Source organism: Corynebacterium sp. MSK004, assembly GCF_030232515.1.
GTDB classification, from domain to species: Bacteria; Actinomycetota; Actinomycetes; order Mycobacteriales; family Mycobacteriaceae; genus Corynebacterium; species Corynebacterium hesseae.
In genome coordinates, this window is the sequence record NZ_JASPKB010000005.1 from 175,693 (window position 1) to 201,305 (window position 25,613).

General features: G+C 62.1%; 26 protein-coding genes. 9 read left to right on the plus strand and 17 right to left on the minus strand.

The window, feature by feature from the left end:
• Nucleotides 1-52 precede the first annotated feature (52 nt).
• Complete coding sequence (sigE, locus tag QP999_RS07600) at nucleotides 53-718, minus strand: RNA polymerase sigma factor SigE (RefSeq protein WP_070528939.1); 666 nt, start codon at nucleotides 716-718, stop codon at nucleotides 53-55.
• Between the two features lie 163 nt (nucleotides 719-881).
• Between sigE and QP999_RS07605 the strand changes: the two genes are divergently transcribed.
• Nucleotides 882-1,529 carry an O-methyltransferase gene (locus QP999_RS07605; protein WP_070745649.1) on the plus strand — a complete coding sequence of 216 codons (648 nt, stop codon included), beginning with the start codon at nucleotides 882-884 and terminating at the stop codon, nucleotides 1,527-1,529.
• Between the two features lie 81 nt (nucleotides 1,530-1,610).
• Here the strand turns inward: QP999_RS07605 and glgC are convergent, their stop codons facing one another.
• The gene (gene glgC, locus QP999_RS07610) at nucleotides 1,611-2,828 is read right to left on the minus strand and encodes a glucose-1-phosphate adenylyltransferase (RefSeq protein WP_284848014.1); all 1,218 of its coding nucleotides are present in this window, start codon (nucleotides 2,826-2,828) and stop codon (nucleotides 1,611-1,613) included.
• A gap of 166 nt (nucleotides 2,829-2,994) precedes the next feature.
• Here glgC and glgA point away from each other — a divergent pair, with 166 nt between their 5' ends.
• Complete coding sequence (glgA, locus tag QP999_RS07615) at nucleotides 2,995-4,149, plus strand: glycogen synthase (protein WP_284848015.1); 1,155 nt, start codon at nucleotides 2,995-2,997, stop codon at nucleotides 4,147-4,149.
• Nucleotides 4,150-4,160: 11 nt separating this feature from the next.
• Nucleotides 4,161-5,618: a GH32 C-terminal domain-containing protein gene (locus QP999_RS07620; protein WP_284848016.1), complete on the plus strand. Its 1,458-nt coding sequence runs from the start codon at nucleotides 4,161-4,163 to the stop codon at nucleotides 5,616-5,618.
• 512 nt (nucleotides 5,619-6,130) lie between these two features.
• Here the strand turns inward: QP999_RS07620 and QP999_RS07625 are convergent.
• The 7 genes from QP999_RS07625 to dapE all read right to left on the minus strand — a co-directional run bounded on the left by QP999_RS07625 (nucleotide 6,131) and on the right by dapE (nucleotide 11,032).
• Nucleotides 6,131-7,015 carry a methyltransferase domain-containing protein gene (locus QP999_RS07625; protein ID WP_284848017.1) on the minus strand — a complete coding sequence of 295 codons (885 nt, stop codon included), beginning with the start codon at nucleotides 7,013-7,015 and terminating at the stop codon, nucleotides 6,131-6,133.
• Between the two features lie 10 nt (nucleotides 7,016-7,025).
• On the minus strand, nucleotides 7,026-7,193 hold the full coding sequence (locus QP999_RS07630) for a DUF3117 domain-containing protein (protein WP_010187237.1): 168 nt from the start codon (nucleotides 7,191-7,193) through the stop codon (nucleotides 7,026-7,028).
• An 89-nt stretch (nucleotides 7,194-7,282) separates the two neighbouring features.
• Complete coding sequence (locus tag QP999_RS07635; RefSeq protein WP_070530397.1) at nucleotides 7,283-7,582, minus strand: DivIVA domain-containing protein; 300 nt, start codon at nucleotides 7,580-7,582, stop codon at nucleotides 7,283-7,285.
• 3 nt (nucleotides 7,583-7,585) lie between these two features.
• Nucleotides 7,586-8,323 carry a glucosyl-3-phosphoglycerate synthase gene (locus QP999_RS07640; RefSeq protein WP_284848018.1) on the minus strand — a complete coding sequence of 246 codons (738 nt, stop codon included), beginning with the start codon at nucleotides 8,321-8,323 and terminating at the stop codon, nucleotides 7,586-7,588.
• 3 nt (nucleotides 8,324-8,326) lie between these two features.
• Entirely contained in the window at nucleotides 8,327-9,139 is an 813-nt protein-coding gene (gene folP / locus QP999_RS07645; RefSeq protein ID WP_198531060.1) for a dihydropteroate synthase, read from the minus strand.
• A gap of 26 nt (nucleotides 9,140-9,165) precedes the next feature.
• Nucleotides 9,166-9,936: an LOG family protein gene (locus tag QP999_RS07650; RefSeq protein ID WP_070530393.1), complete on the minus strand. Its 771-nt coding sequence runs from the start codon at nucleotides 9,934-9,936 to the stop codon at nucleotides 9,166-9,168.
• A gap of 7 nt (nucleotides 9,937-9,943) precedes the next feature.
• Nucleotides 9,944-11,032 carry a succinyl-diaminopimelate desuccinylase gene (dapE, locus tag QP999_RS07655; RefSeq protein ID WP_070562101.1) on the minus strand — a complete coding sequence of 363 codons (1,089 nt, stop codon included), beginning with the start codon at nucleotides 11,030-11,032 and terminating at the stop codon, nucleotides 9,944-9,946.
• A 91-nt stretch (nucleotides 11,033-11,123) separates the two neighbouring features.
• Between dapE and QP999_RS07660 the strand changes: the two genes are divergently transcribed.
• The 6 genes from QP999_RS07660 to QP999_RS07685 all read left to right on the plus strand — a co-directional run bounded on the left by QP999_RS07660 (nucleotide 11,124) and on the right by QP999_RS07685 (nucleotide 17,178).
• Nucleotides 11,124-12,482, plus strand: coding sequence for an amino acid permease (locus tag QP999_RS07660; protein WP_070530389.1), 1,359 nt, complete (start codon nucleotides 11,124-11,126; stop codon nucleotides 12,480-12,482).
• An 18-nt stretch (nucleotides 12,483-12,500) separates the two neighbouring features.
• Nucleotides 12,501-13,472: a 2,3,4,5-tetrahydropyridine-2,6-dicarboxylate N-succinyltransferase gene (dapD, locus tag QP999_RS07665; RefSeq protein ID WP_284848019.1), complete on the plus strand. Its 972-nt coding sequence runs from the start codon at nucleotides 12,501-12,503 to the stop codon at nucleotides 13,470-13,472.
• Between the two features lie 126 nt (nucleotides 13,473-13,598).
• Nucleotides 13,599-15,029, plus strand: coding sequence for an amino acid permease (locus QP999_RS07670; RefSeq protein ID WP_284848020.1), 1,431 nt, complete (start codon nucleotides 13,599-13,601; stop codon nucleotides 15,027-15,029).
• 561 nt (nucleotides 15,030-15,590) lie between these two features.
• Nucleotides 15,591-16,451 carry a type IV toxin-antitoxin system AbiEi family antitoxin domain-containing protein gene (locus tag QP999_RS07675; protein WP_070562107.1) on the plus strand — a complete coding sequence of 287 codons (861 nt, stop codon included), beginning with the start codon at nucleotides 15,591-15,593 and terminating at the stop codon, nucleotides 16,449-16,451.
• A 54-nt stretch (nucleotides 16,452-16,505) separates the two neighbouring features.
• Complete coding sequence (locus tag QP999_RS07680; protein ID WP_070524916.1) at nucleotides 16,506-16,715, plus strand: helix-turn-helix transcriptional regulator; 210 nt, start codon at nucleotides 16,506-16,508, stop codon at nucleotides 16,713-16,715.
• The gene (locus tag QP999_RS07685; protein ID WP_284848021.1) at nucleotides 16,699-17,178 is read left to right on the plus strand and encodes a transcriptional regulator; all 480 of its coding nucleotides are present in this window, start codon (nucleotides 16,699-16,701) and stop codon (nucleotides 17,176-17,178) included. The genes QP999_RS07680 and QP999_RS07685 overlap by 17 nt, the downstream gene beginning before the upstream one ends.
• 419 nt (nucleotides 17,179-17,597) lie before the next feature.
• Here QP999_RS07685 and QP999_RS07690 read toward each other — a convergent pair whose 3' ends face one another.
• The 8 genes from QP999_RS07690 to typA form a co-directional block, all read right to left on the minus strand.
• A complete protein-coding gene (locus QP999_RS07690) occupies nucleotides 17,598-18,161 on the minus strand; it encodes a GtrA family protein (protein WP_070524912.1) in 564 nt (187 codons plus the stop codon).
• Between the two features lie 107 nt (nucleotides 18,162-18,268).
• On the minus strand, nucleotides 18,269-19,075 hold the full coding sequence (locus QP999_RS07695) for a pseudouridine synthase (protein ID WP_070562112.1): 807 nt from the start codon (nucleotides 19,073-19,075) through the stop codon (nucleotides 18,269-18,271).
• Nucleotides 19,076-20,161 (minus strand): succinyldiaminopimelate transaminase, encoded by a 1,086-nt coding sequence (gene dapC, locus QP999_RS07700; protein ID WP_070562115.1) that lies wholly within the window; start codon nucleotides 20,159-20,161, stop codon nucleotides 19,076-19,078.
• A gap of 3 nt (nucleotides 20,162-20,164) precedes the next feature.
• On the minus strand, nucleotides 20,165-20,488 hold the full coding sequence (gene fdxA, locus QP999_RS07705; RefSeq protein ID WP_070524905.1) for a ferredoxin: 324 nt from the start codon (nucleotides 20,486-20,488) through the stop codon (nucleotides 20,165-20,167).
• 50 nt (nucleotides 20,489-20,538) lie between these two features.
• Nucleotides 20,539-20,931 (minus strand): hypothetical protein, encoded by a 393-nt coding sequence (locus QP999_RS07710; protein WP_070562118.1) that lies wholly within the window; start codon nucleotides 20,929-20,931, stop codon nucleotides 20,539-20,541.
• Entirely contained in the window at nucleotides 20,928-21,794 is an 867-nt protein-coding gene (locus QP999_RS07715) for a PIG-L family deacetylase (protein ID WP_284848022.1), read from the minus strand. The genes QP999_RS07710 and QP999_RS07715 overlap by 4 nt, the downstream gene beginning before the upstream one ends.
• Nucleotides 21,787-23,388, minus strand: a complete 1,602-nt coding sequence (locus QP999_RS07720) for an ABC transporter family substrate-binding protein (protein ID WP_070562123.1) — start codon at nucleotides 23,386-23,388, stop codon at nucleotides 21,787-21,789. The genes QP999_RS07715 and QP999_RS07720 overlap by 8 nt, the downstream gene beginning before the upstream one ends.
• Before the next feature lie 102 nt (nucleotides 23,389-23,490).
• On the minus strand, nucleotides 23,491-25,401 hold the full coding sequence (gene typA, locus QP999_RS07725) for a translational GTPase TypA (protein WP_070562126.1): 1,911 nt from the start codon (nucleotides 25,399-25,401) through the stop codon (nucleotides 23,491-23,493).
• Between the last annotated feature and the right edge of the window lie 212 nt (nucleotides 25,402-25,613).

The following is a 25,613-nucleotide window of genomic DNA, read 5'->3' on the forward strand; positions in this document are numbered from 1 at the left end:
ATGCTGCCTAAGTCCGAACGTCTCGCGGTCTCAGATTCAAACGCTGCCCAGTCTAGCGCGTACGCAGCAGGCTGCGGGTGTCCGCGTTGGTCTGGGCTTCCTTTTCCAAGGCCGCGCGCAGCTGGGAGCGGCCGCGGTGAATGCGGGAGCGAACGGTACCCATCTTGACGCCGAGAGTTTCAGCGATTTCGTCGTAGCTCATGCCCACGACATCACAGAGAACCACTGCCACGCGGAAGTCCGGCGCCAGGTTATCCAGTGCGGACTGCAACGCCGGATCGAGGTTGGCCACCGTGTAGGCCTGCTCCGGAGTCATGTCCGTGCCGGGGACGCGCTCATAATCCTCCGGCAGGGCCTCCATGCGGATCTTGGAACGGTGGCGGACCATGTCCAAGAAGAGGTTGGTGGTGATGCGGTGCAGCCAGCCCCCAAAGGTTCCCGCTTGGTACTTATCCAAGGAGCGGAAGACGCGCATGAAGGTCTCCTGCGTGAGGTCTTCGGCATCGTGTTGGTTACCGGAAAGGCGGTAAGCCAAGCGATAGACATCATCGGCGTGCTCGGCCACGAGCTCGCCCCACGAAGGCATCTCGGCCTGGCCGGCATCGAAAGCAGCGGTTCCGGTCAACTTCTCAGTTTCAGCACTGGCATCATGGCTGCCAGTGGCGGAGGAATCGGTGGAACGGTGAGCGGGCTCAAACTCGCGCTGCTGTGTGGTCATGGCGAATATCTTTCTATAGTGCGCGCCGAAACTCCAGCCAGCATACTGTGAGCAGGCTGTGAATTCGTCACTCCTCTTACATGCGCTTCTTGAGTCACAGGCAAAGGCAGTTGCGGGCGATTCTCAGCACGCAGGCGTGGGGATTTCACTATGGTTTTCTTTTGTGACTACTACGGCTTATGACGCAATGCGAACCTACATCGAATCCACCAGCGAGGTCTCCGAGGTTCTCGCCGGCGCCCGCGCCCATGCGGAGGAGTATGGCCTGCCGGCCCCCGATGAGGCGACCGGACAGCTGCTGAGCACGCTCGCGGCTGTCTCTTCCGGCACCACCTCCCGCCCGCAAGCGGTGGCGATTACTCCCGCTGCATCCGTCGTGGGCCTCTACCTGCTTGCCGGCATGCCGGAGAATGGAATTCTCACCTGCATCGATCCGGAGGCCGAGCACCAGGCCAGCGCCAAGCAAACCTTCCGCGAGGCCGGCTACTCCCCCAGCCGCGGCCGCTTCCTGCCGTCCCGGCCGCTCGACATCATGGGCCGCCTGGCCAATGACACCTACCAGGTGATCTACGCCGAGGCCCCCGCGCTCGATATGCCCGCGCTGCTCAAGGCCGCTTGGCCTTTGCTGCACCAACACGGCACCTTGGTGTTGGCCAATGCGCTTCTCGACGGCACCGTGGCCGACCCCTCCCGCACCGACCGCGACACCGCCGCCGCGCGCGAGGCCGACGAATTCGCTCGCTCCCTTGAGGGTGCGGCCGTGACCCGTCTGCCGTATGGGGCGGGCCTGACGCTCATCACGAAGCTGTAGTCCGCCAAGCACCACAAAAGCGGGCGTGGAGTGGAGTTCAATCCACCCGCACGCCCGCCTTCAGCGCTGAGATAACGCGGCTTAAACCTTGACGTTCTTGCCCACGACAACCACGCCGCCTTCGGAGACCTTGAAGCGCTCCTCATCGCGCTCGCGGTCCACACCGATGATGGCACCATCACTGACCACCACGTTCTTGTCCAGAATGGCGTGGCGAACCACCGCGCCCCGGCCAATGCGCACGCCCGGCAGGATGACGGAGCCTTCCACCGTCGCGCCATCCGCCACGTGCACGTCCGAAGCCAACACGGAGTTGCGCACCGTACCGCCGGAGACGATGCAGCCCGGAGCCACCATCGAGGACTGGGCGATACCATTCTGCACAAACTTCGCCGGCGGGAAGTTGGAATCATCCGTGGAGTGAATGGGCCACGAACGGTTGTACAGGTTGAAAATCGGGTGCACCGAAATCATGTCCATGTGCGCCTCATAAAAGGAGTCGATGGTGCCAACGTCACGCCAATAGCCATGGTCACGCTCCGTGGAGCCGGGCACTTCATTGGCCATGAAGTCATAGACGTGCGCCTGCTCGCGCTGTACAAAATAAGGAATGATGTTGCCGCCCATGTCATGTGCGGAGTCCTCATCCTTTTCGTCTTCCAGCAAAGCGTCGATAAGCGCCTGCGTGGTAAAGACGTAGTTGCCCATGGAGGCATAGGTCATGTTCGGGTCGTCCGGGGTCGCCGGAGGATTGGCAGGCTTCTCGACGAACTCCGTGATCGTGCCCATCCCATCCGCCTGGATGCAGCCAAAGGCGGAAGCCTCCGAGCGCGGGACGCGGATGCCCGCTACCGAGCAGTCCAGGCCAGTCGCGATGTGCTCCTCCACCATCTGCGCTGGGTCCATGCGGTAGACGTGGTCAGCGCCGAAGACGATGACATAGTCCGGCTTCTCGTCATAAATCAGGTTCAGCGACTGCAGGATGGCATCGGCCGAACCGTTGTACCAGCGCTTACCGCGGCGCTGCTGGGCGGGCACGGAAGCAATGTACTGCGGGGTCGGGCCAGACAGGTTCCACGCTTGGGAGATATGACGGTCCAGAGAGTGGGACTTGTACTGGGTCAACACAGCAATTTTGAGGAATCCGGCGTTGACAAGGTTCGACAGCACAAAGTCGATCAGGCGATAGGAACCACCGAAAGGTACGGCGGGCTTAGCGCGGTCTTCCGTCAGGGGAAAGAGGCGCTTTCCCTCGCCGCCGGCAAGGACAATGGCAAGGACATTTGGAAGGCTTCTCACACCACCCAATTTATAGACGTTTTCTGCATCGCGCAGAGGAAGTGCGTTTTGTTTCTACCCCCTATTGTCGGTCTCGCACCTCCCCCGCTGCTTCTCGACGTCCCACCGCGCTGACCTGTCCGTCAATGTTTAGCGCGAGCTGTGGTTAATCCGTATTCTGGCGAGTATGAGAGCCGGAATTTTTTCTAAGGAGTATCCGCCAGAAATTTATGGCGGAGCGGGAGTCCACGTTGCAGAGCTCACCCGTTTCATGCGTGAGATCATCGATGTCTCTGTGCACTGCATGGGTTCTGAGCGCGATGAGAAGGACGTCTTTGTGCATGGCGTCGATCCTGCGCTGAAGGAAGCCAATGCCGCAGTGCAGACGCTCTCCACGGGTCTGCGTATGGCCAATGCCGCCTCCGATATCGATGTGGCTCACTCCCACACCTGGTACACGGGCCTGGGTGGGCACCTTGCCGGCCGCCTGTACGGCATCCCCCACGTCGTCACCGCGCACTCGCTCGAGCCGCACCGCCCGTGGAAGCGCGAGCAACTCGGTGGTGGCTATGAGATCTCCTCGTGGTCGGAAAAGAATGCCATGGAATACGCCGACGCCGTCATTGCGGTATCGGCCGGAATGAAAGATTCCATCCTGGATGCGTACCCCCGCATCGACGCCGACAAGGTGCATGTAGTCCTTAACGGCATTGATACTCAGGTCTGGCAGCCGGGGGCGTCGGCGGTGCTGGATAAGTTGGGCGTCGACAAGCAGCGTCCCATCGTTGCCTTCGTCGGCCGGATTACCCGGCAGAAGGGCGTGAAGCACCTGCTGAAGGCTGCCCAGAACTTTGACCAAGACATTCAGCTTGTGCTGTGTGCCGGCGCACCCGATACGCCGGAGATTGCAGCGGAGACCGAGGCCCTCGTGGAGAAACTGCGCGCGCAACGTGACGGCGTGTTCTGGGTCAAGGACATGCTCTCGCGCGAGGAGATCAAGCAGGTCTATTCCGGCGCGGACGTTTTTGTGTGCCCCTCTATTTATGAGCCGCTGGGGATCGTCAACCTTGAGGCAATGGCCTGTGGCACCGCGGTTGTGGCTTCCAATATGGGCGGCATCCCTGAGGTCGTCGTGGACGGCGAAACCGGCGTTTTGGTCAACTATGACGTAGATGACGAAGCCACCTTTGAAGCTGATCTAGCTGCCGCTGTGAACCGCGTCGCCGCCGATAAAGAGCTGGCACAACGCTTCGGCTCCGCCGGCCGCCAGCGGGCCATCGAGGACTTCTCGTGGGCTACCATCGCGCAGCAGACCGTGGACATTTACCGCTCGTTAATGTAGGAAGGACTGCCGTGACGCATAAAGAAACGCACCATCGCCCAGAACTTCACTTCGTTCCCGATAGCGGGATCCTCGACGCCCCCGCAGGAATCGTTCGGGACGGTCATACCTGGCACCTGTTCCACCAGTACCGCCCTGACACCGGCAAGCCTGCACGCTGGGGTCATTCAACCTCGGAGGAAACGGCCTTCGAGTGGCTGGAGTGCGACGACGTCCTCGCCCCCGTCGGCGGCGAGCTATCGCTGCGTGCAGGGTCCGTGGCGGAAGGTAAGGACGCTCTCAACCTGTACTTCACGTCGGTGACCTCGGTCGGTACGAGTGTGCGCTTGGCACGCTACACCGACTACGCCGATGAATGCATCGTGTCAGATGACCCTTCGGCGCTCGACCCAGACGTTGTCCGCTTCGGGGAAGCCGTAGGCGCCCACACCAATTATGACCGCTTCCGCTCGCCCTCCGTGGTCCCGGATTGGGCTAAAGAGGACCGCGAAGAGGGACACGATGGCTGGCTCATGCTGGCGCTGACTGGGCATTCCGACGCCCCTGTGCCGGTGATTTTGGACAGCCCCAATGGCGAATCCTGGACGCTCCTTGGGCCCTTGAGCTTCGACGGTGACCCTGGCTTTGAAGAGGGCGAGGTTCCGGCCACCTCCCCCATCCCACCGGTGGTTTCACCGCGTTTGGTACGCCTGCGCGACGAGGTGGATAGGGAAATCTACGACGTCCTCTTCGTCACCTTGGAACGCGAGGGCCGTGATGTCTCAGGCTACATCGTGGGCCGCCTTGATGGCACCGTGTTCACCGTGGCAAAGGGTTTCCAGCGCGTGGACTTTGGCCATGACTTCTCCCGTCCGCGCAACACCAACACCACGACCGGAACGATTCCGCAAGAACGCCGCTACGACCGCGCAGTCATCCTCGGACTGCTCAACGGCAACGGCCGCGGTGACGACGCCACCAAGCACCCCACATGGGAGGCCGAGGGCTGGGCTAATAGCTTGTCACTGCCACGTGCAGTCACGCTGCAGGGCGGTGTGCTCTATCAGACTCCAGCGGAGGGGCTGCCGGATGCTGTGAAGCTCTCGGACTACGCACGGTCTTGGACAGGCGTATTGGAGGTGCCGGCGGGCTCGAGCGTGACTGTCACGCTGAAGGACGGCTCCGGTGACTCCGCTGCGGTCATCCGCCACACGGGCGAGGAAATCAGCTTGGATCGCTCCATGTCGAAGGCCTTCGACAACTACTTCAAGGAGTCCGCGCCAGCAGTGGCCAAGCTGGCCGAGGGCGATTCGGATACCCTCACCGTCATTCAGGACGGTGCCAGCGTTGAGGTGTTCGTAGACGGTGGATTGGTGGCTATGAGCTCCCGCGTCTACTTCGAGGGCGGTTGCTCCGCTATCGAGGTCAGCACCGAGGGCGAGGCCACTATTGAGCAGTCCTGGAACAGGAAGGGCACCAAGCTCTCTTAAGAGCGTCGAACGACGATTATAGAAGGAGGCCCAGGGCGACTGGGCCTCCTTTTGTGTGTGGGCCCACTGTGAAGTACCAACCCCCGTAGCGCCCCTGCGCTCGCGGGCATCTTTTCTCGCGCATGCCTCATCAGTTCCACTCGCCCCCCTTCCGCCCTTCGCGCTCACCGGGAGCGGTCTTGGCGGCTGATTGAGGCTCTTGGTGAGCGCGAAGGGAGGATTCGAGGGGAGGATTCGACGAGAGGGGTCAGCGAAATAGCCAGCGCGTCAACGCAAGCTCCAGATCACAGTGAGCAAAAGTCCCAGGGGCGGTTGCACCACAGGCCGCCCCGCCCTTCGCGCTCACCGAAGAGCTAAAACCTTCCGACGGACCCACTGCCGGTGAGCGCGAAGGGTCGTTCCGAAGAGAGAAGGGTCGTTCCGGAGAGAAAAGGGACGCTCGGAAGAGAGAAGGACCATTCCCCGAGGCTGAACAGCAAGGGCTGGCAATGAAGCCGAGCGCAAGCGATGAATTAGGCCGAGCGCAAGCGGTCCAGACGGGCGTGGGCGGTCACGGTCAACGTCTGCGGCAAGGAGGCCATGCGCTCTGCCAGCTCTTCCGGACTAATGTGGCGCGCCGAGGGGCTCATCCCTACCTGCGCGGCGATGGACGCCTTGTCCAAGACGATGGGGAAAGAAATATCGACCGGATCCGCTGCCTGCTTAAGGAACCCTTCCGCCTGCGTGTAGAGGCGATCCACCTTGCCTTCTTCCACGCCGAGAATTCCCAGCGGCTCTCGCAGCTCATCCAGGTGACCGGACTGCGGGGTCAAGACGATGACCTCCCCGCCGGGTGCGAGAACGCGCTGGAACTCCGCCGGATTGCGCGGCGCGAAGACCACCGAGATGGCATGGATTGAATCATCCTTCAAGGGCAGGCGCTCCCACACATCCGCAACCACGGCGCCGACGCGCTCGTGCGACTTGGCCAGATGCTTTGCCGCATGCGTAGAGATATCGAGGCCCACGCCGCGAGCGCCCTCGATCGAATCGAGCGTGTGCGCCAGGTAGTAACCCGTGCCAGCGCCTACCTCCAGGAGCGAGGAGGCGGTGTCCTCATTGAGGCCTGCTTGCTGAGCCGCGTCCTGACTCTCCAAAGAATCTTGCACCGCTCCAGTGACTGCCTCCACGAAGGGCGCGAAATGTCCCATAGCCAGGTAGGTTTCACGGGCGGTGACCATCGCAGCATCGTCACCTTGATGCTTCAGACCCGCACCAGCTGCCAACGTGACGTAGCCCTGCTTGGCCACGTCATAGGAATGGCCGGTCTCCGACACGAGGCGGGAAAAATCATCCGCACCCTCAAGGGCGCTGCCATCGGCGGGATCGGCCAGAATATCGACGATATGTGAAAGCATGCTCCCTAGACTAGCTAGAAACTGCTACGAGGAGTGAACCCAACTCCGCTGCTTCTTCTTTGCTGAGCTCAATAACAATGCGCCCACCCCCGTCAGAAGGAATGCGCATGACGATCTTGCGGGACTCCTCTACCGCTTCCATCTCTCCACCAGTGGTACGGGGCTTCATCGCTGCCATATTGAGTCTCCTTCGACTGTATTTTGTACGTCCTTCTAGTCTAGCTCTTTTTCGGCCGCCGGCGGCAGACTCGTCGCTGTAGGCTCGGCCTAGGCCTGAACCGAAGGTTCTGAAGGTTCGCCCGATGACGCCGCCTTGGCACCCCAATGGCGCTCCACTGCCGCCAACAGGGCATCCACTTGGTCCTGGCGGTAGCCGCGCGCAACCACGTCAAAGCGCAGGTCATCGAAGCGCCCCTCCTCGAGGGCCCGCAGATTCTCTCGATCGGTATCCACGGCCTTGTCGGGAGCGCCCATGACAGGTCCCCGGCCTACGAAGCTTCCCCACGCCCACGTGCCGATGATGATGAGGGCAATGAGCACAACGATAAGAAGAATCCAGGACATCATGCGCTAAATCCTACCCAGCAATGGTGGCCTTTGGGCAACAGGCCCAACCACGCCAGCACGGGACAGGATGGTGCGCGCAACCACATCGGCCATCGGGGCTAGCTCCTCCAATGGACGGTTACGGTGGGTGCGGGTGCCCAGGTCAACCTCGGCGAGGGCATAGGGGCCATAGCGCTTGGCGACGTCTATCAGCAGCCCCGCTTCCACCCCGTACCCTTCCACGAACGGCAGCTCCATGGCGGCCGCGCGTCTTAAGGCGTATTCGCCGCCGAGTGGTTGGTCAATGTGTGCGAGCTCCGGGAAGAACTGCCGCAAAAGCGGCTTGGCGGTCAGCTCGGTCACGCGCCCGCCACCGGTGGGCTTTCCTTGAAAGCTGCGCTGGTAGCGCGCCTTAACCATCTGGATGTGCGGATCGATGAAAGACTCTGTGAGCGCGGAAACCATTCCGGGCGCGGCGGATTCTAGGTCCGCATCGATGAAGACGACGATGTCGCCCTCAGCTGCCGCCACGCCGCGCCAGAGGGATTCACCCTTGCCGGGGCGGGGCTCCTCAGGCAGGATCTCCCGCCAATTGAGCACCTGAGCCCCTGCCGCCTGTGCCTCAGCCGCAGTTTCATCGCTCGAGTCCGCATCAATAACGATGACCTCTTGAGGTTCATCCGCCAGGCAAGCACGCACCACGTGCGCGACTGTACGCTCCTCATTGAGCGCAGGGATAACCACAGAAACGCTGTCGGTCATGGCTTAGGCTAGCCCCCGCGTCGTGGCCAAGGGAGCCATCTGGCCCTGGATGGCGGCGGTCATGCGGATGACGTCGAGAGTCGGGGCCACCTCATGGACGCGAAAGGCCGCCACGCCCCGTGCCGCCGACCATGCCGTCGCTGCCAGCGTGCCTGCGACGCGCTGGTCCACGGCGCGGTCGAGGGTCTCCCCCACAAAGTCCTTGTTCGACAATGCCATGAGCACCGGCCAGCCGGTCGCCACGATCTCGTCGATGCGCCGCAGCAGCTCCAAGCCGTGGAAGGTGTTTTTGCCGAAGTCGTGCGTAGGGTCGATAAACGTCAGCTCCTCCGGGCAACCGAGGTCGGCGGCTCGCTCGGCCAGCCGCGTGGTCTCGCTGATGACATCGGCAACCACATCATCGAAGTGCACGCGGTGCGGGCGGGTGCGCGGGGTGACGCCACCGGTGTGCGAGCACACGTAGCCCACCTTGTGGTGGCCAGCCACCTCGATGAGTTCGGGGTCCCAGCCGGCCCACGTGTCATTGACCAGACCAGCACCGGCGGCGATAGCCGCTTCTGCTACCTCAGCGCGCCACGTGTCTACGGAAATCAGCGCCTCTGGGCGGCGGCGGTGCAGCTCCGCGATGGTGGGCACGACGCGCTCGATTTCCTCGGCGGCGTCGACATGCTGACCCGGGCCGGCCTTGACGCCTCCGATGTCGATGATGGAGGCGCCGTCGTCAAGCGCTTGCTCCGCGCGCTGGATTGCTGGGTCGAGCTCGAAGGTGGCGCCCTTGTCGTAGAAGGAGTCTGGGGTGCGGTTCACAATCGCCATGACCCGCGCGAGGTTGTGCGCTTGGGTCACTTGCTCTCCTGCTCCCGCAGGCGCTTGTCCGACATGACCTTGTGCGCGGCCAGGATGTGGGCGACGGCTTCATCGATATCGTCGGTAACCAGGAAGAGATCGAGGTCCTCGGCGCTGATGAACCCGCCCTCGGCCAGGGTCTTCTTCATCCACTCCACCAGTCCGGACCAGTATTCAGTACCCATGAGCACGATGGGATAGTTGGTCACCTTGCCAGTTTGGACCATGCACATGACCTCGAAGAATTCATCCATGGTGCCCATGCCGCCGGGAAGACAGATGAAGGCCTGGGAGTACTTGAGGAACATGGTCTTGCGGGCGAAGAAATAGCGGAAGTTAAGCCCCAGATCCACGTAGGGGTTCAGGCCCTGCTCGTGCGGAAGCTCGATGCCCAAGCCCACAGACAACCCTCCGGCCTCGTGCGCGCCGCGGTTGGCCGCCTCCATGATGCCGGGGCCACCGCCGGTGATGACGGCATACTTAGCCTCCACGAGGCGGCGCCCCAAGGCCACACCTAGCTGGTAGTTCGGATCCTCCTCCGGGGTGCGAGCGGAACCGAAGACGGTCACCGCCTTGGGCAGCTTGGCCAGGGCGTCGAAACCATCCACGAACTCGCCTTGGATGCGCAGGACGCGCCAGGGATCGGCGTGCTGCCATTCGTGATCCGCGCCGGACTGCAGCAGGCGCTGGTCAAAGGTGGAGGACTGCTCTCCAGCAGTACGCACGAGAAGTGGTCCGCGCAGAGTGCGCAGTTGCTCAGGCGTCATGGTGGTCTTATCCCTTCAGGTAGTTCAAGAGTGCGGTCGAGACTTCGGTGATCTGGGTGACGGGCACTTGCTCGTCCTTCTTGTGGGCAAAGCCCGGGTCACCAGCGCCGAAGTTGACGGCTGGGGTCCCCATCTCGGAAAAGCGGGCCACGTCGGTCCAACCATACTTGGCGCGGACGTTGCCGCCGACGGCGTCGACAAGCGCGCGTGCCGCCGGCTGGCCCAGGCCGGGCAGGGCGGCGCCGGCGATGTCATCGACCTCCACGGTGATGTTCTCGTGTTCGCCGAGGACCTCCATCAGGTGCGCCAGCGCCTCCTCGGAGCTGCGGTCCGGGGCGAAGCGAAAGTTGACGAACATCCAGGCCTCATCCGGGATGGTGTTGGTGGCCACGCCGGATTCGAGGTGGACGATGTTGAGGCCCTCCTTGTAGGTGCAGCCGTCAATCTCCACATCGCGCGGCTGGTAATTGGCCACGTTGAGCATCACCGGCACCAAGGTGTGGGCGGCGTTGGAGCCCAGCCAGGCGCGGGCCGAGTGCGCGCGGGTCCCGTGGGCGGTAACGCGCACGCGAATGGTGCCCTGGCAGCCGGCCTCGATCATGGCGCCGGAAGGCTCCCCCAGCAGAGCGAGGGCCCCCTTCAGCCATTCCGGGTGATCCTTTTGCAGGTGGCCCAGGCCGTTGAACTCGGTGGCAACCTCCTCGCCCTCGTAGGCGATGACGGTGAGATCGTGCTTCAGCTCGTCGGAGTTATATAGCTGCGCAAAAGCGTTGAGGTAGACGGCCATGCCCGACTTCATGTCCACGGTGCCGCAGCCATACATGATCTCCCCGTCCTCCGACATGGTGTGGGGGACGTTATCGGCCAGAGGAACGGTATCGATGTGGCCGGCTAGGACCACGCGGCTTTCAAAACCCCGGTTCGTCCGGGCACACACGGTGTTGCCATAGCGTTGCACCTCCACCGTGTCCTGGTCCAGATCGCGCAGGGCCTCCTCGACGGCGTCGGCGATCGCCTCTTCGTGATGGGAAGGGCTCGGGATATCCACCAGGGCCTTAGTGAGCTCGATGGGATCGGAGAAGAGATTTAAAGTCACAACCCGCCATGCTAGCGCCCCCGGATGCTCAGCGCATTGCGTAAAGTACTTCCCATTACAAACAATCAATAGCGTTGAAGGTGATCACCCTATGGCAGCGGCCACACAACTTAAAACCCGCCACCTCACCATGATGGGTCTCGGATCCGCGGTGGGTGCGGGGCTCTTCCTGGGCGTGGGCCTAGGCATTCAGGTGTCCGGCACCTCCGTTCTCATCTCCTATGCGGTAGCTGGCGCGCTCATCGCCTTGGTGATGTGGATGCTCGGAGAGATGGCCGCGGCGCGGCCTTCGCTGGGCGCTTTCTCCACTTATGCAGGACAGGCTTTTGGGCCGTGGGCCAGGTTTACGTTGGGCTGGATTTACTGGTTCATGCTGGTCATGGTGATGGGCGCGGAGATTACCGGTGCCGCGGCTATCATCTCGAATTGGTTCGGGGTCGATCCGTGGATACCGGCTTTGGTGGCTGTGGTGTTCTTCGCCGTGGTCAACTTTGCCGCCGTGGGTGGTTTCGGCGAATTCGAGTTCTGGTTCGCCATTATCAAGGTGGCCACCATCGTGGCCTTCCTGGGCGTCGGCGTGCTCATGGCTTTAGGCATCCTGCCCGGAATGGACCTCTCACTGGCGGGCCACAACTTTACAGAGAACTTCCTGCCCAACGGCGGCCCCGGTTTTGCTGCCGGCCTGCTCGCCGTGGCTTTCGCCTTCGGTGGCATCGAGCTGGTCACCATTGCCGCGGCGGAATCCGAAGACCCAGCCCACAACGTCGCTACTGCCGTGCGCGCCATCATCGTGCGCATCATGGTCTTTTACATCGGTTCCATCCTGGTTATCACCCTGGCCTTGCCTTTCAGCTCCATCCAGGACGCCGACGTCGCCGCGGACTCGCCCTTCACGCTGGTCCTCGCCGCCGCGAAAATCCCCTTCGCTGCGGGATTCATGGAAGCCATCATCGCCCTAGCGCTGCTCTCTGCCTTCAACGCACAGATCTACGCCACCTCCCGTCTGGTCTATGACATGGCGAAGGACCATAGCGCGCACCACATCTTCCTTCGGACGAACGCCTCCGGTTCCCCCATTTTTGCGGTGGTGCTCTCCATCATCTTCGCCTTTGCATCGGTGGTGCTGCAGTACTGGAACCCGCCGGGATTGTTGGCCTTCCTCTTCAACGCGGTTGGCGGCTGCCTGCTGGTCATCTGGTGTTTCATCGTGGCCTCCTATATCAAGCTGCACCCACAGATGCAGGCCAACGGCGAGCTCACCACGCTGCGCGTCCCGGGCTTCCCGTGGCTGCCGTGGCTCACCGCCCTAGCGCTGGTCGGCCTCACAATTCTTATGCTTTTCGACGCCTCCGCCCGCAACCAAGTCCTCGCCGTCCTCATCCTGACCGTGGCCCTGGTTGTGATCTTTCACCTACTACCGGGTAACTCACGGCGCACGACAGAGGCGTAGCTGCTAGGGTGTGAGCCTATGACTTCAGCATCCGCACGCGGCCTGGCAACCATTACCCACGACGGCACCGTCCTGGACGTTTGGTTCCCGGCAGTTCACACCGATATTTCTGTAGACGCCAGCGGCACCGAGCGCTTGGAGGAGGTTCCGCAGCAGTTCGCTGACCTGGTTGGCCCCGATGAGGAGCGCGGCGTCGCCCGCATCGCCGTGGAGACTAAGATTGCAGACCTTGACGCAGCACCTGCCGATACCTACGACGCTTACCTGCGTCTGCACCTGCTCTCTCACCGCGCAGTCAAGCCTCACGGCCTGAACGTGGACGGGATCTTCGGCAAGCTGGCCAACGTGGTGTGGACCAACTACGGCCCCTGCGCGGTTGCCGATTTCCAGATGGTCCGCGGCCGCCTCGCTTCCCGCGGCCCGGTCGTGGTCTACTCCGTCGATAAGTTCCCGCGCATGGTGGACTACGTCGTCCCGTCCGGCGTGCGCATTGGCGATGCCGACCGCGTGCGCCTAGGCGCCCACTTGGCTGAGGGCACGACCGTGATGCACGAGGGCTTCGTTAACTTCAACGCCGGCACCCTGGGCGCCTCCATGGTCGAGGGCCGCATCTCCGCGGGTGTCGTCGTGGGCGATGGTTCCGATATCGGCGGCGGCGCCTCCATCATGGGCACCCTCTCCGGCGGCGGCAAGGAGGTCATCTCCATCGGCGAGCGCTGCCTGCTCGGTGCGAACTCGGGTGTGGGCATTTCGCTTGGCGACGACTCCGTCGTCGAAGCCGGCCTCTACGTCACCGCCGGCACCAAGATTGCGGTCTTTGGCAAGATTGCTCAGGCCCTGGGTCTGTCCGAGGGCGAGACTGTCAAGGGCTCTAAGCTCTCCGGCGTCTCCGGCGTTCTGCTGCGCCGCAACTCCGTCACCGGCGCCGTCGAGGCCGTGGACTGGAAGTCTGAGGCCGTGGCCCTCAACGAGGACCTACACAAGAACTAAGCGCTGCTGTTTGAGGCCCCCGTTTCTGCGGGGGCCTTTCGCGATCGTGGGATTGAGCCCTCCACTTTGTACAGAAGCGCTATTTAATCGCCCCTTTATGCCCAAACGCCTAGGCAGCTGCCTACAATGCTAAAGGTGACTGCTCAAAACGATTCCTCCTCTCGCTCACTCGGCAGCGGCTTGAAAGTCCGCCACCTGACCATGATGGGGCTGGGCTCCACCATTGGTGCCGGCCTTTTCTTAGGCACCGGCGTAGGTATTTCCGCCGCCGGTCCCGCGGTCCTTTTGGCTTATCTCATCGCTGGCTTCCTTGCCATCTTGGTCATGCAGATGCTCGGTGAGATGGGCACGGTCATCCCCGCATCCGGCTCCTTTTCCGAATACGCGGAGCACGGCATCGGCCGCTGGGCAGGCTTTACGCAGGGCTGGATTTATTGGCTCGCCACCGTCGCCGTCCTCGGTGCGGAAATTACCGGCGCCGCCGGGTTCATCGGCGCGTGGTTCGACTGCCCGCCCTGGATTCCTGCAGCCATGTGCGTGGCTCTTTTCGGAACCATCAACCTGCTGCGGGTGCGCTTGTTCGGCGAGTTCGAGTACTGGTTCGCCTTCATCAAGGTCGCGGTCATCATTGCCTTCCTCATCATCGGTGTATTGCTGATCTTCGGGCTGCTTCCTGGCCACACCTTCATCGGCACGTCTGTCTTCCTTGCCGACGGCTTCATGCCCAACGGCCTCGGCGGCGTGGCCGCCGGTCTGCTCGCCGTAGCGTTTGCTTTCGGCGGCATCGAGGTCGTCGCCATTGCCGCAGCGGAATCCGAGGACCCCGAGAAGTCCCTCGTCAACGCGGTGCGCACCACCATTACTCGCATTTCGGTCTTCTACTTGGGCTCGGTCCTCGTCATCACCTTCCTCCTGCCCTACTCTTCGCTCGGCTCCGCGCAGTCTGCCGCCGAGTCTCCGTTCACGATGGTCTTGGACCGGGCTGGAATCCCTGGTGCTGCGGCCATCATGGAAGTGGTCATCGTGCTCGCGCTACTCTCAGCGTTCAACGCGCAAATCTACGCATCCTCCCGCATGATGCACTCGCTGGCCTCCCGCGGTGAGGCGCCCAAGCTCTTCGCCGCAACAGATCGTCGCGGCGTGCCAACCGCCGCCATTGCGCTGTCCGTTGTGCTCTCCGCAGTCATGGTTGTTCTCAACTATGCGGATACCGGATGGCTACTGTCCTTCATGCTGAACGCCGCTGGTGCTTCGCTGCTCATCGTGTGGGTCTTCATTGCAGTGAGCCAGTTGCGCCTGCGCCCACAGCTTGAGGCCATCCACCCGCTGCCGGTGCGCATGTGGGCCTACCCCTACCTCACGTGGTTCGCGCTGGCATTGTTTGCAGCTATTGCGGTGCTCATGCTTAGCGACGCCTCCGCCCGCATCCAACTCTTCTCCGCCGCCGCCATGTTCGCTGTGCTCGCTGTCGCGGGCGTGATCAACGCTAAGGCCCGCGGAATCTCCCCGACCGCTCGCCTGCCCCTACCAACAGCCGAGGAGCTGAAGGCCCGCTAGCCGCCCCTCCCGCTGCCACTCCACTCCCTTCGCGTCCCTTCCTCACTCCTCCTCGCAGCCACCTCACTCCCTTCGCGCTCACCGGCGCACTGCGTAGCACCGTATCTCCGCTCCCTGTGGCCGCCAAGGGCATGCCGCATGAGCTGTCACCCCAGCAAGCGCCCTTCGCGCTCACCAACGAAGGGCGGACAATGACAGGCGCCTGCCCCGTGAGCGCAAAAGGTAGGTGGACCCGAACGGCGCTCGATGCAATTCCCAACCTCACCGATGCAATTCCCGACCAAGCCTATGCCCTTCGCGGTCACCGCCGAAAGCTCTAGCAGCTAATCAGCGAGCCCGGTGAGCGCCAAGGGCGCGGAGGGATTTAAGGGGCTGTGTTGGTCGACAACGCCGAATCGATGCGGCGATCCGAACACTGCAAAGCCCAAACGATAGGGAATGCGCTAGACAGGAAGACGACGCGTCAACATAAACCCTCAGAATCTGGCTTTGAGGCAGGGTTATCCACAGGCGGAGAATTGACTATCGACTCGTCGCCAAGCACTGCATACCTTGAGTTTCATGAAGGCATGGACTACCGCAGAGCTGCGCGAGATGGGGTTGAGCAAGGAGGCAATCCGGCGGAAGCTTCGCGCGGGAAAGCTGTTTCGCGTGCATCGGGGGATTTATAGCGATGAGTGGTCGCCGTTAGCTGTGGCACAAGCTCTGGCTCACGGGCTGAGTCGAATACATTTCACGGGTAAGACCGCGCAGGAGATTCACTTGGGGCGGAATTTGACGTTTCCGCTGGAGGCCGAGGGGCCACGAACGCTCAAGGGGAAGAACTTTCGGGTGACGCATTCGCGGCTTTCGGCCACAACCCTGGTCAACGGACTTCCGGTCATTCAGGTTCTCTGGGCGGCGCGGCGAATAGCCGCAGCGTGTGGTCAATTGCTGGAAGAGCATTATCGCGGCAAGACGGGCCCTGAGCGCTTAGACAACGACCGGCGGAGAATGCGTCGGATTCCCCGGCGTCTAAAGGAGGCTATTCGCCACACACCCATCGGCGCGGACAGTGTGCCGGAGCGCCAACTCAGTCGAAGACTGCGCACGACCGGAATCTTCCCTGAACACAATGCGCTCATCGCGGGCTACCGCTTTGACTTGAAGATTGGCAAGCTCATCGTCGAAGTCGACGGTTGGGAATACCACAAGGATGGCAGGGCTTTTCAAGCAGACCGTACGAAGCAGAATGCGGCCGTGGCACATGGATATACGGTTTTGCGCTTTACTGCCGACGATATCCGCTACCACCTCGATGATGCCTTTTTGCTTATCAAAGCGACTCTTGAGCTGCTCAAAGGGCGAAATCCCAAGCTCCCTTCTGCCGCGACCCAGCCTTATTGGACTTGGCACTTATGCATGCAAACATTGCCATCATGACAAGTTTGCTTTACACTAAGGCATGTAAGCGTTACACACCGTAAAGGAGACCAGATGGCCGAGCACCAGAACATGGTTCGCAAATGGCGGCGCTGGCTCGAGATGTCTCAAGCTGACCTTGCTGAAAGAGCCGGAGTTTCCCGCCAAACTATCGCCAATATCGAACGCGGCAACTACTCTCCCTCCGTCTACCTAGCGCTAGACATCTGCCGCGAACTAGGAAAAACCGTCGAAGAAGTCTTTGGAGATGAACAACATGATTAACGCCCTGGCCAACTACACCCTCAACGAGATCGAGCGCGCCTCCCGCGACGAATACGAACGCGAGACTTTCTACAAGGCGTATGCCATCAGCGCTACCCCGAAACTCTTCCTCGAGCTTGTCGCCGCAGCCATCCTCGCCTGGGTCCTCCCTGGTCAGATGAGCATGCTGTGCTTCCTCGCCATCGCACCGTCTATCATCGGCAATCTCTTCGGCACGGCGTGGCTGCGCAAACGAGTCGCTACCCCATCTGTTGGCCGTAATTGGTCCGCCATGGCCGTCTACCTCGTCCCGCTCATTGTGATGTTCGTCGGAATTGCCCATAACGCTTACGCACCGGACTCCACCTCCTACTTGGTTGGCGCTGGGGCTGGCGTGACCGCCGCCATCATCTTCACGCCATTCCTTCGCCGCCGCCAGCACCAACGCGACCAAGAGCGCCTCGACGCCGAGCTCGACGACTAGGCAGCTCTTCCCCGCCCACCTTCCTCCATCCCGCCCTTCGCACTCACCGCGGACGGCGGGTTCCTCTATTTTGCAGGCGCCGGTGAGCGCCAAGGGAGAATAGGGCCACGCCGAACCAAGCTCCGAAGTGCATCTCACCCCGCCATCTCACCGGTCAAACCGCTAACACGCCCTTTCGCGCCCACCGGTAGCAGTAGCTACCGAATTTATTGGACGCCCGTGAGCGCGAAGGAGGCATTTCCACCAATTACCCCTAAGCGCTCACCAGGGCGATGGAGCGCTTCCTCGCCGTGATTCTGGTAAGCGCGAAGGGAGCATGTGCTTGCCGACGCCCCCTTCCCGCTCACCGCGACATGAAAAAGGCCCCGCCGGCCGACGCTGGTGAGCGCGAAGGGTTGGGCGGGGCGAAGGGTCGATAATTAAGCCGGTTCGGTCTCGTGGACCACGACCGGCGCCTTGGGCTTCGAGCGGAAGGTCCACAGCTTGTTGAAGATGAAGTTAATCGGCATGGCTACCACGATTGAGATGGCATTGGCCCAGTAATACATCGTGCGGAAGCCCGTGGAGTCATTGAAAATATCGGGCGGCAGTTGCAACGGCGAGGTCGGATTCATCAGCAAGTACTGCACAGCAAGAGTCACCAAATACGCGCCAATGCCCGTAATGAGGAACGGGAAGAAACCCCGCAACCACGAGACTTTGCTAACGGATTTAAAAGTCCACATGCGGTTGAGCTGGTAATTCCACGTATTCGCAACGAGGAAGGCGATGGTGGAAAAGAGCATGAACCAGCGCACGTGAAACTGGGTGCCGAAGAGGTTGAACATCGCGTCATGCGGCGTAGCGCCGAACCAAGCCAACCCACACTTTGCGGCCAGGATTGAAACTGCAATATTGACCAACGCGCCCGAACCGCCAACCAGACCGAACTTAATGAACTGGCCAAAATTCGAGGCAAAGCGAGCAAAGCTCAGATCCGCCATGGACACGCCCTTCGTACAAAATGCTCAATTATGATGAATAAAACTTCATTTGAGTTTAGTCGTTCAATCAGCACAAACTAAAACGCACGCTGCATTAGCGCCCAATCTCACAGCTTGAACTCACGCTTGCGGCCGGTAACTGGATCGCTAAAACTCAAAGCGACATGGGAAAGCAGCAGCGGCGTGGAGAAATCATAAAGATCCAAGCCTCGATCCACGGGATAAGTATCATCCCCCACAATCGGATGTCCCAGGTGGTTAAGTACCACGCGGATCTGGTGGGTATGGCCGGTGAGCGGCCATACATCGGCAGTCGTTCCACTAGCACGCACGCGGGTCACCGTAGGCGTACCGGTGGAATCCACGAGGACCTGACGTTCACCACGCACGCGCCGCATCCCCAGCCGTACAGTGCCGTCGAAGGAGAAGGGCGCGGCCACCTGAGCCCGGTAGTGCTTCACCACCGCACGCTCCTGAAAGAGTTGCTGATACGCAGCGCGCGTGCGGGGATTGCGCGAGCACAGCACCAACCCCGAAGTCAACCGGTCCAGCCGCTGCAGCGGCACGATGGAGTCCTCATTAAAGTCCACGCGCAAGCGTGTCTGGAGCGTCTCGCGGACGATGCGACCATTCGACGTCGTGGGTAAGAAGTGCGGCTTGTCCGCGACTATCAGGTCCCCGTCCTCATATACCACCCGGTAATCAAAGGGAATGGGCTCTTCGGAAGGTACCGAGGGGTGATACCACGCCAGCGTAGGGCCAGGCAACACCGTGCCGGGCTCCAAGCGAGTGCCAGGAGAAAACGCGGAATCGCCCGCCTCACCTGCCCAATAGGTAGGTGTGGCGGGCACAGTGCCGGTGAGCATCACCTTGCGCGGGCTAATCCCCTCCCGCGCCGGCGGGCGAAAAGCCACTTACTCAGCCAAGCGCGCGACGGCCGCTGCAATGCGCTCGTCCGTACCGTTGAGGCCAATGCGCACGAACTGCTCGCCCGCTGGGCCATAGAAATCACCCGGTGCAACGAGGATGCCGCGCTCGGCCAGCCAGTCGACGGTCTCGCGGCAGTTCTCACCGCGCGTTGCCCACAGGTAGAGCCCAGCCTCGGAGTGCTCGATCCTAAAACCAGCTCCGGTCAGCGCCCGCATGAGATCCACACGGCGCGCGGCGTAGCGTTGGCGCTGGAGGGCTTCGGAGGGGTCGTCGTCAAGCGCGGCAACCATCGCCGCCTGGATGGGGCCCGGAACAATGAGCCCCGCGTGCTTACGCAGCTCCAGCAGCTCGGCGATGAGCTTGGCATCGCCCGCAAAGAAACCGGCGCGATAGGAGGCCATGTTCGCGCTCTTGGACAGCGAATGCATGGCGATAAGCCCGGTATTGTCGCCATCGGTCACGCGCGGGTCCAAGATGGACACCGGCGGGTTCTCATCATCCCAACCCAAGCCCATGTAGCACTCGTCCGAGGCCACGATGGCATTGTTCACGCGCGCCCAAGCGACGATCTCGCGCAGCTTCTCGACGCCCAGCACCCTGCCCGTCGGATTCGACGGCGAGTTGATGAACACGAGCGACGCATCCTGGAAATCCTCGTCGGCGCGCAACGGCTTAGCACCGGCCAAGAGCGCACCGACTTCATAGGTGGGATAAGCCACCGTCGGGAAAGCCACGGTCTCACCGCGCATGCCCAGCAAGGTGGGCAGCCAGGCGATGGCCTCCTTGGTGCCGATGACCGGCAGCACCGCGTCCACGTTCATGGTGTAGCGGCGCTCAAGTGCCTTCGCGATGGCCTCGCGCAGCTCCGGAGTGCCCTGAGTCTGCGGATAGCCGGGAGCCTCGGCCGCTGCGGACAGCGCTAACTGCACGCCAGGGGCAACTGGATCAACGGGATTGCCCACCGATAGGTCAACGATCCCGTCCGGATGCGCCTGGGCTTTCTTCTTGGCACCGGCAAGCGAGTTCCACGGAAAATCCGGAAGCGTGCGTCCAAGCGGCGTGCGGCTCATACTCTACTCCTGGTTCTGGGGTGGGAGCTTAGCGATCATCGGGACGTCAAAGTCCTGCGGTCCAAGTGCTGCTGCGCCACCCGGAGAGCCGAGATCATCAAAGAAGGCAGCGTTGGCGTCGTTGTAGTCCAACCACTCATCCGGGACGTCATCCTCGTAGAAGATGGCCTCCACCGGGCAAGCCGGCTCGCAGGCGCCGCAGTCCACGCACTCGTCTGGGTGGATGTAGAGCATGCGCTTGCCCTCGTAGATGCAGTCGACCGGGCACTCTTCAACGCAGCCGCGGTCCATCACGTCGACGCAGGGCTGCGCGATGGTGTAAGTCATAAGGTGTTTAAACTCCTGTGTGTCACGGGTTTTCTACGAATAACAGTATGCTACTCCGAGGCGAAAAATGGCCAAACGCTGCCCGCGATTCCCGCGGCGAACAGCAGCAGGCTGAGAATATTATTGGCCAGCAGGCTGCCCTCCCCGAAGGCGGCTCCCAGCATGAACGCGAGAAAACCTGCGACCCAGGCCAGTCCTGGCACGCCTGCGATGTAGGGATTCTCACTCCACAGACGCGCTGTGCGAGTCAACACCCCGTTGAACCAGAAGGCGATGAGGATGGTGATGGGAAAGGCCACGCTGGCCCCGTCAAACCACGGCACCCGGGCGGTAAGGTAGACCACCTCGAGCGTCAGCGAGCAGAGCGCTCCCACGACCAGCCACACCAGGCCACCTATTTGCTCGCCGCGAGAGAAGTCTGTGCGAATGGCGCGCTCGGTCACTTCTCCCCCAGCAATGAGTCCTGCGGCTCTCCCTGACCAAGCTGGTAGAACTCCTGGCGCAGCAGCGGCATCGTGAGCAGATTGGACAAGGCATAAGCGGCGGGGACTTGGGCGGGGTCCTGAAGTCCCGCCTGGGCGGCGTGGGGGTTGACGGTGGTGAGGGAGCCGTCGGCAAGCCAGATCTGCGTGGCGTGCGCCAGCATGGCTGCGCGCTTGGCAGCACGTGCCGCGTCGCGAAGTTCATAGGTCACGTCACAGCCGGCGTTGGTGAAGTTGTCCAGGTACGCCTTGTCCGGCAGGCTCCAGCCTTCGGGCGGCGTGATGACCTCCAGACCCCGATAGTGCGCCGCGCGCTCGAAGACCGCCCACCAAATGCGCTGCTCTGGTGCGGCGGCCGCATGCACAGCCTTGTGCACCGCGATGTGGTCTGGGTGACCGTAGCCGCCGTCCGGGCCATAAGTCAGCACCGCGTGCGGACGCAGTTGTTCAAGGCGGCCGCGCAACAGGTCTGCTGCTTCCTCCACACGGTTGACCAGGGCCCGCGGGTGATCATGGGCGGCGGAACCTTCCATCCCGGAGTCGCGAAAATGCCCGAAGCCGCCTAGCTGGATGCCATCAACGCCTAATGCGTCGAGCGCGTGCTTAAGCTCCCAAGCGCGGAACCCTCCCAGCTGATCTGTTTCCGCGAGGCCTTGGTAGGGCTCACCGATGATTTCGCCCTCCTCCCCCAGCGTCGCGGTAATCACGGTGACCTCCGCACCGCGCGCGGACAAGTCCGCCAACGTGCCGCCTGTAAAGAGCACCTCATCATCCGGGTGCGCGTGAACGGCCACGACACGGTAGCCGGTGAGATCCTTATTCATCGTCTTTCCTCCACTGCGGTGCACTAATCAGACCGGAGTCCCAGTCCTTGATGCTTTGTCCGGGGCCAACAATACCCTTGCCCAAAGCGTGGATTCGCACCTCATTAAGCAACGGGACGAAGAGAACTTCTTCTTTGTTGAGGTGCTCCACCTGCTCTTGAGCCGCTGCGGAGTCGAGCTTTCCCGACAAAATATCGGTAGCAGTCTTCGCGGACTCTTCAGGGCAGAACCCCGACTGCGTTGCCGCAGGCCGTGTGGGCGTTGCACACACGAAGTAGTTAGCCAGACTCAGCGCATCGATGCCGTTTTCGTCCCACGCCACCACGGCATCTACCTTGCCAGCCGGGAGCAAGTCAGAAGTTATGGTAGCCGGGCGTTCGGTGACGACCTCCGCGTCGATGGCCTTGGCTTGCAGCACGTCCACGATGGTGGTGGCCGCAGCCAGGGCAGTTGGATTGAGGGGATCCGCGGCGATGCGCACGGGTTTGCGGCCCGCACGCTCACGCAGCGGGGCAAGTTCTGCGTTGCTATCGAAGGGATTCTCCCCCGGTTCGAGCTCCGAAGCGCGGCCGGTGGCAAGCCGGGCCAGCTGGTCGGTGTTGAGCAGCGAAGCCAAGGCGCGGCGTTGCGGCTGTTCCTCGAGTGCGCCCTCGGCGGCCGACATCTCCAGGCGGAGCTGACGCTGCCGGGTCACCACACCGGTATTGACGTTGCTGAGCAGGCTCAGATTCTCCAGGGTGGTCTGCTGCGGGGTGAAGTCAGCAAACCCAATCTGGTGCGAGCGCAGCATGTTCACCGCCTGTGCGGTATCGCGCACAGCGCGCAATTGGATCACGTCGATATGTGCGGGATCCTCTCCCCAGAACCGGTCATTGCGGTTAAGCGTGATAATCCCTCGCCCGCGGTCCATCCCCTCGACGAGGTAACGTCCAGCAGAGGCTGGGATACCCTCAGCTAAGGCCGAGGTGAAGTCCTTGTCCTCCAGCACATGGGAGGGCAATAGGTGGGCAAAGAGCTTATGCCAGTCCTCCACGCGGTGGTCGAAGTCCACGGTGACCACTCGCCCATTACCGGAAGTCCGCACGGCCGAAATTGCCCGGTAACCGGACACGTTTTTAGCGCCCGGAGTGCGCGTGATCTGGGACCACAAGTAATTGAAGTCAGAGCCACTGATCGGCGTCCCATCGGACCATTGCGCTGGCGCGGCGATGGTGTAGCGCACCCGCATGGCAATACTGCCCGGAGCGTCGATTTCCTCGGCGGATTCGAGGACATCCGTGTCCATCTGGTCCCCGTGGAAGGCCGAGGGCAGCACTAGCTCAGCGATTTGGTTGACCAGTTCCGAATTATTCGCCACGAGGTGCGGGTTGAGCCCGCCGCGCAGCGGGTCCACCCCAATGGCCACGGTGCTGCGCTTCGGCAGTGCGTCTTCCTTGGGTGCTGCCTCCGGCGGCGGAGTGGTGATGCTTGAGTTCGTGGGCGTGGCGCTGCGATCTTCCTCGTCCACAACCGGCGGCGGCCCGGGGTTGGCTTGGCATGCAGTCAGCACGGCGGCTGCGAGAATGACTCCGAGCCGGGGCAGGAAACGGTCCACTCCACACAACCTTTACGTCCGGAAAACTCTTCCGCGCTATTTTAATACCCCGGGGCAGGTGGTCCTAGCGGTGGGGCGCCGCTTGGCGACGCCCACAGCGGCCTACTTGTTGAGCTGCTTAGCGCGTGCGGCCGCGCGCTTGCGGTCGGTGGCAGACAGTTCAACCTTGCGCACGCGCAGGACCTTCGGGCCCACCTCGACGCACTCGTCGGTGCCACAGAACTCCAGAGCCTCGTCGAGGGACAGGGTCTTGGCCTTAGCCAGCGTGACGGTGGCGTCGGCGGTGGCGGAGCGCATGTTGGTCAGCTTCTTTTCCTTGGTGATGTTGATGTCCATATCCTCATCACGGTTGTTGGCACCGACGACCATGCCCTCATAGGCCTCCATGCCCGGCTCCACGAAGAAGTCACCGCGGTCCGCCAGCTGCTGCAGAGCATAAGCGGTGATCTGGCCGGAACGGTCGGCCACGAGCGAGCCGGTCGGGCGAGCCTTGATGTCTCCGGCCCACACGTCGAGACCATCGGAGATGGAGTTAGCGATACCGGAACCGCGGGTCTCCGTCAGGAACTGGGTGCGGAAACCGATCAGGCCGCGCGCTGGGACGCGGAAGACCATGCGCACCCAGTCGCCCTCGCGGACATCCATTGACTGCATCTGGCCCTTGCGGGAGGCCAGCAGCTGGGTGATAGCACCCTGGAATTCCGATGGGGAGTCGATGGTGAGCATCTCGTAGGGCTCCATGGTCTTTCCATCGATGACCTGGGTCACCACCTGTGGCTTGCCGACGGTCAGCTCGAAGCCCTCGCGGCGCATATTCTCGATGAGCACGGACAGTGCCATCTCGCCACGGCCCTGAACCTCCCAAGCATCGGGACGCTCAGTCGGCAGCACCTTGATGGAGACGTTACCGATGAGCTCCTGGTCCAAGCGGGCCTTGACCATGCGGGCGGTGAGCTTGTCGCCGCCGCCCTGGCCTGCCATCGGGGAGGTGTTCACGCCGATGGTCATGGAGATAGCCGGTTCGTCGACCTTAATGCGCGGCAGCGGCTTCGGATCCTCAACGTCGGCGATGGTGTCACCGATCATGATGTCGGAGATACCGGAGATGGCCACGATGTCGCCGGCGATGGCCTCGGTGTCCGGCTGGCGCTCGAAGCCGACGGTGCGCAGCAGCTCGGCCACCTTGACCTGCTTGACGTGCATCTCGCCCTCGTCGTCGTAGTGCATCCAGGCCACCTGCTGGCCCTTCTTGATGGTGCCGGAGTAGATGCGCAGCAGTGCGATACGACCCAGGAAGTCGTCGGAGTCCAGGTTGGTCACGTGGGCCTGCAGCGGGGCGTCGACCTTGGCAGAGGGCTCGGGGAGGACTTCGTAGATGACGTCGAAAAGCGCCTGCAGGTCGTCGGCGTTAGGAACGTTGCCGTCACCCGGGTTTTCGGTCGAGGCCTTGCCCTCGCGGCCGGAAGCGTAGAGAACCGGCAGGTCCAAGAGTTCCTCGGCGGCAGCGGCTGCTTCCTCATCTTCGAGGCCGGCAGCGATTTCCAGCAGAAGATCCTGCGCTTCGATGACAACCTCGTCGATACGGGCGTCGGGGCGGTCGGTCTTATTCACGCAGATGATGACCGGCAGCTTGGCTTCCAGTGCCTTGGTGAGCACGAAGCGGGTCTGCGGCAGGGGGCCTTCGGAGGCGTCGACAAGCAGCACGACGCCGTCCACCATGGAGATACCGCGCTCGACCTCGCCGCCGAAGTCGGCGTGGCCCGGGGTATCGATGACGTTGATGATGAGATCCCCGCCATCCTTGCCCAGGCCCTTGCGGTGGATGGCGGTATTCTTCGCCAGAATGGTGATGCCGCGCTCGCGCTCCTGATCATTGGAGTCCATGACGCGATCCGAGTGTTCGCCATGGTCGCCGAAAGCGCCGGACTGCTCCAGCATGCCGTTGACGAGGGTGGTTTTACCGTGGTCAACGTGCGCGACGATGGCTACGTTACGGAACTCAGTATTACTCACGTGTGGGGTGCTCCTTTAAAGCATGATGCGTTAGCGGTATGAACGGCCCTTAAATATACTCTCTAGCCCTTTCATGTGCAGCATCGCGCGCATCGCACGCATTAGCGCGCGATGTAACGAAACGATATCAACCGCCGACATACCGCACAGTAGGTCTCTATTTAGAGTTGACTACGCCAAAAAAGTGAATATTGTGGCAGCAGATACTATTG